Annotated in this window: 6 protein-coding genes; 4 read left to right on the top strand and 2 right to left on the bottom strand. The window is 37.0% G+C overall.

The window, feature by feature from the left end; all coding sequences use genetic code 11:
• A partial coding sequence (locus RT405_RS11595; RefSeq protein ID WP_313469843.1) for an ATP-dependent Clp protease ATP-binding subunit occupies positions 1 to 1,315 on the top strand: 1,315 nt, incomplete at its 5' end.
• 138 nt (positions 1,316 to 1,453) lie between these two features.
• On the top strand, positions 1,454 to 1,837 hold the full coding sequence (locus tag RT405_RS11600; RefSeq protein ID WP_313469846.1) for a hypothetical protein: 384 nt from the start codon (positions 1,454 to 1,456) through the stop codon (positions 1,835 to 1,837).
• A gap of 132 nt (positions 1,838 to 1,969) precedes the next feature.
• On the opposite strand, the gene RT405_RS11605 is transcribed toward RT405_RS11600, so the two are convergent.
• A complete protein-coding gene (locus tag RT405_RS11605; RefSeq protein ID WP_313469849.1) occupies positions 1,970 to 2,836 on the bottom strand; it encodes a helix-turn-helix domain-containing protein in 867 nt (288 codons plus the stop codon).
• A gap of 126 nt (positions 2,837 to 2,962) precedes the next feature.
• Between RT405_RS11605 and tadA the strand changes: the two genes are divergently transcribed.
• Positions 2,963 to 3,481 (top strand): tRNA adenosine(34) deaminase TadA, encoded by a 519-nt coding sequence (tadA, locus tag RT405_RS11610; RefSeq protein WP_313469853.1) that lies wholly within the window; start codon positions 2,963 to 2,965, stop codon positions 3,479 to 3,481.
• A 33-nt stretch (positions 3,482 to 3,514) separates the two neighbouring features.
• Here the strand turns inward: tadA and proC are convergent, their stop codons facing one another.
• Positions 3,515 to 4,327, bottom strand: a complete 813-nt coding sequence (gene proC / locus RT405_RS11615) for a pyrroline-5-carboxylate reductase (RefSeq protein WP_313469855.1) — start codon at positions 4,325 to 4,327, stop codon at positions 3,515 to 3,517.
• A gap of 292 nt (positions 4,328 to 4,619) precedes the next feature.
• Here proC and RT405_RS11620 point away from each other — a divergent pair.
• Positions 4,620 to 4,872 (top strand): cation transporter (locus RT405_RS11620; protein WP_313469858.1); only part of this gene is annotated, 253 nt, incomplete at its 3' end.

Raw genomic sequence — 4,872 nt, forward strand, 5'->3', positions numbered from 1 at the left:
GGACAAAGCGATTGATTTAATTGATGAATCAGCTTCTAAAGTTCGTTTAGATAGTTCATCTAAACCAACACCAGTGGCAGCAGCTTTAGCTGATTTAGACGCCATGGTCCAAGAAAAAGAAGAAGCAATCCAATTGCAAGATTTTGAAAGAGCAGCTAAAGTACGTGTAAAAGAAATGCGGCAACGGAAAAAAGTAGAAAGTATATTGTTGAAACAGGAGAAACAAGCTTCCTCTGGTTCGCACTTACAAGTGACTGAATTGGATATCGCAGAAGTAGTCTCTTTATGGACAGGGATTCCAGTACAGCAAATGGAACAAAAAGAATCTGACCGCTTATTGAAACTGGAAAAAGTATTGCACAATCGTGTTATTGGTCAAGAAGAAGCAGTCAGTGCAGTTGCCAGAGCTATTAGACGTGCACGAAGTGGTTTGAAGGATCCTAACCGTCCGATTGGTTCATTTATGTTTTTAGGCCCTACAGGTGTTGGTAAAACAGAATTGGCCAAAACGTTGGCAGAAGCTATGTTTGGCAGTGAAGATGCTTTAATACGAGTTGATATGTCAGAGTTTATGGAAAAATACAGCACGAGCCGTTTGATCGGTTCTCCTCCAGGATATGTAGGTTACGATGAAGGTGGTCAATTGACTGAAAAAATCCGTCAAAAACCTTATTCTGTCATTTTATTCGATGAAGTCGAAAAGGCGCATCCTGATGTCTTTAATATTCTGCTACAAGTACTGGATGATGGACATTTAACGGATTCTAAAGGCCGTAAAGTTGATTTCAAGAATACGGTTATGATTATGACGTCCAACCTTGGAGCGACAGCTTTACGAGATGAGAAATCAGTTGGGTTTAGTGCCGTTGATGCTAGAAAAGACCATAAAACAATGGAAAAACGGATTAAAGAAGAGTTGAAAAATACATTCAAACCGGAGTTTATTAACCGTTTGGATGAAATTATCGTCTTCCATTCCCTTGAAAAACCTGAACTGAACAAGATTGTTAAGTTAATGGGACAAGTGATTGTTAAACGTTTAGAAGAAATGGATATCCATGTTAAGATTACGCAAGCCGCAATTGATGTTATTGCAAAAGCTGGCTTTGATCCTGAGTATGGTGCACGACCTTTACGCCGTGCTATCCAAAAAGAAATCGAAGACCGCCTAAGCGAAGAATTATTGAATAAGACTGTTAAAATTGGAGATCATGTGACAATCGGAGCAACAAAAGGTAAAATCCGCATTGCAGTAAAAGAGAATACCGAAAAGCAAGGGAAAATTAGCGCACCGGAAGATACGGTCAAAGCTTAACCTCTGCTGGTTAAATTAAGCATTTAGCAGAAACGCCTAACACAGTAATAGTATGTTAGGCGTTTTTGTTCGTATTATTTTTATGTTTCTGCTATGATTATTGTGTAGATAGATTGAATAGAAGGGGATGTAAAGAATATGAAAAAAAGTACACGTAACTTACTTATCGGTTTAGGAGCAACAATGGCTGTTGGAGCGATCATTCTATCGGCATCTAATAATTCGATGGCCAAAGTAGAAGCTTATATGAACCGCCAAAGAGCAAAAAACTTTGTAAAAGATAAATTAAAAGGAAATGAAAAAGCTTTAGACGTCGTTGAAAAGCTATCAGACGATGAAGTGGTAAACTTATTGAAAGTAGTGGATAAAGTTACTGACTTGAAAGGACAAGTTGGAACATACAGTGATCACTTAAAAGAGGCAACGAATGAGTTTAAAGAAATGTTAATGGATAAAAAAGATAAAGTGATGGATAAAGGCGAAGATATTGCGGACGATCTTAAAGATAAAATGTCTCATTAACAAAACTAGTTTTGTTAAAAAAGGCACTCTAGAAATTAGATTAAAACCTAATTTTTAGAGTGCTTTTCTTAATAAATAGAATTCTATAATTTTTTTCTGCCTTCAATGTCTAGCGGACTTGTCCCGCTTTTCTTATAAAGTAAGTAAATAACAAAGCAATAGATCATTCATATTGCGTAAGGATAAGCCGCTCATTTCATAAAAACGATCAATTCGGTACTGCAAAGTATTTCGATGGACATATAATGATTTTGCAGCCAAACTAATATTGCCTTGACTGTGCCATAACGCTAAAATTAACTCTTTTGTTTCTGTTTGACTAGTATATTTTTGTTTTAAACTTTGCATTAAGGGGCTTTTTTCTAGGGCATCAGAGATATAATAGTGCAAAGCTACACTTGGTAGAGAGAGTAGGGAAAGACCTCTGCTTTTTTGCCGATTAAAAATAAGCTGCTCTTCTTTAAAGATGGCTTTAAACTCTAGATCAAGAGGCCAGAATTGACCAATATAACAAAATGTTTTGATTGAAAAATCATCGTCTAGTGTCTGGATGATACCTGACAGCTCGTCTGTGGTTAGCTGCTCAACGGTACTATTTTGAATCAGCAAGCCAGTTGTTTCATCAATAAAAAAAGCTTCTTCGCAGTTCTCGAACATACTTTTGAAAGCTTTAAGCCAGGTTTTTTGTTCGAAATGCTGGTCTTTTTTTAAAATGGCAAATTGAATGATTCGATAGTCGCCCAGTTTTCCTGATGAAGGAAGTTCGCCTTCTTCTAATAAAAAAGTTTGCCATTCAGAATGTGTTGCATTTGTATGGGGCTTATTTTTTTGAGCAGAAAATAATAAGCGCAGTAAATCAAGCTCAGTAGGAGTTTTAGTTATTTTTTCTACTTGCACCCATTTGTTCTTGAATGGAAAAGAAATGATGTCAGCTGTATCTTTAGGTTTATCTATTAATTGTGCATCAGGATAAATTGCTTTGATTTCATTGAAATTCAAAAAAACACCTCTTTTAGTTAGCGCGATAATGATAACCGCTCGTCTCTTTTATTCTAACATTATTTTGCAGATTTGTAGATGAATTATGATATGATAAGCTTAAGAAACTAACGAAGGACTGGATGTATGCTGACATTAGAAGAAAAGGAATACTTTATGCATGAAGCGATTAAAGAAGCTAAAAAAGCTGAAGCCAAAATGGAAGTACCCATTGGCGCTGTAATTGTTTTACACGGAGAAATTATCGGACGAGGATACAACCAACGGGAAGAAAGCCATGATGCAACCACACACGCTGAAATGCTGGCTATTCAAGAAGCTAACCGTGCCCTTAAAAATTGGCGATTAGAAGATGCTCAATTATTTGTTACATTAGAGCCTTGCCCAATGTGCAGCGGTGCTATGATTTTATCACGCGTAAAAGAATTGTATTATGGAGCCCCTGACCCTAAAGGAGGTACAGCTGGGACCTTAATGAACTTGTTAACAGATAGCCGGTTCAATCACCAAGTTGAAATTGAGCAGGGTATCTTAGCAGCAGAATGCGGAGCGTTATTAACAGATTTTTTTAAAGCATTACGTAAACGCAAAAAGATCGAAAAAGCGGCACGAAAGTCAATAATGGAAAAAAATAAAGAAGGATAGGTGAACCTAGCGGACACATATCCTTCTTCTATTTTAATCATTCATTAGTTCTTGATCTTTTAAGATAGTAGCATCAACGCCTTTGATAACAGTTGAAATGAATTTTTCATCTTCTAATGCCACAATTCCGGCAACAGTCGTACCGCCTGGAGAAGAAACTTGGTCAATCAAGTTCCAAGGAGAATGTCCGCTTTCCAATACCATTTTTGCACTGCCTAAAACAGCTTGTGCAGCAATTTTAGTGGCTAATTCTTTTGGCATCCCGTTTTTAACAGCTCCACGTGCTAAAGAATCAATAAAGAGAAAAGCATAAGCAGGCGAGCTGCCAGCAATGGCCGTAAAGGGACTAAAATCTTTTTCTTCTAATTCTACTACTTCACCAATGGATTGAAACATGCCAAGTACGAATTGAATTTGAGAACCAGTGGTAAATGAATTGCCGCAAATAGCTGTCATTCCTTCGCCAATCATAGAATTTAAATTAGGCATGACACGGATTATCGAATTATTAATTTTTTCCCCCATTAAATCAGCTAACTTTTGAAGTGTGGTGCCAGCAGCAATGGAAACAAGCAAAGACTGTTTTTGATGGATCGCTGTACTTAAACTGGGAAGGAGTTGCGTGATGACGTTCGGCTTAACAGCTAGGACGACAACATCTACAGCAGCAATCAATTCCTCATTTGAATGGCAGGCAGTTGTCTTTGTCTCAGCAGCAAAAGCCATTAATTTTTCTTTTGTTCTGCTGAAAACATAAATATCTTCGCTTTTAATGTAGTTCTGTTTGATCATTCCTTTGATAATGGCACTCGCCATGTTCCCTGTTCCAATAAATCCTACTTTCATATGAGACACTCCATTCTTTGGTCAAGTGATAGGTTCATTTTATTTTACCATAAATTGAAAAACGAATAGCTGGTCAAAAGGTTTTTTAGAGCAAAGCACCACTCTTTTCTTTGGTTTAAATGGTATCTTGTAACAGCTGATACAAGATGTTAGAATGTAACTCACGTTAGAAAAACTGAAAATAGCGCGTGCAGAAAAAGGAATAAGGAACTTTAAATGTAAAGAACCTTTCTAAATCAGCCGTAAGAAAACCAGTCAGAGAGTGAACGAAAAGCAAAAGGAGCTAATGAAGATGCAAGATCGTTATGAAGAATTGAAGAGAGCAGAAAAAGGGGCACTCGTTAGTATTGTTGCCTATATTATTTTATCTTTAACTAAAATATTTATTGGTGTCAGTTACCATTCTGCAGCGTTAAGGGCAGATGGTTTAAACAATATGACAGATGTCTTTTCTTCTATAGCCGTCTTAGTAGGATTGAAATTAGCGAGAAGGCCGCCTGATGATAATCATCCTTATGGGCATTGGAAAGCAGAGACGATTGCCA

This window comes from Carnobacterium sp. (assembly GCF_032094055.1).
Lineage (GTDB): Bacteria > Bacillota > Bacilli > Lactobacillales > Carnobacteriaceae > Carnobacterium_A.

Coding starts and splice junctions, on each gene's coding strand:
- tadA (WP_313469853.1), top strand. CDS start 2,963: ATGCTGACATTAGAAGAAAAGGAATACTTTATGCATGAAGCGATTAAA.
- RT405_RS11600 (WP_313469846.1), top strand. CDS start 1,454: ATGAAAAAAAGTACACGTAACTTACTTATCGGTTTAGGAGCAACAATG.
- proC (WP_313469855.1), bottom strand. CDS start 4,327: ATGAAAGTAGGATTTATTGGAACAGGGAACATGGCGAGTGCCATTATC.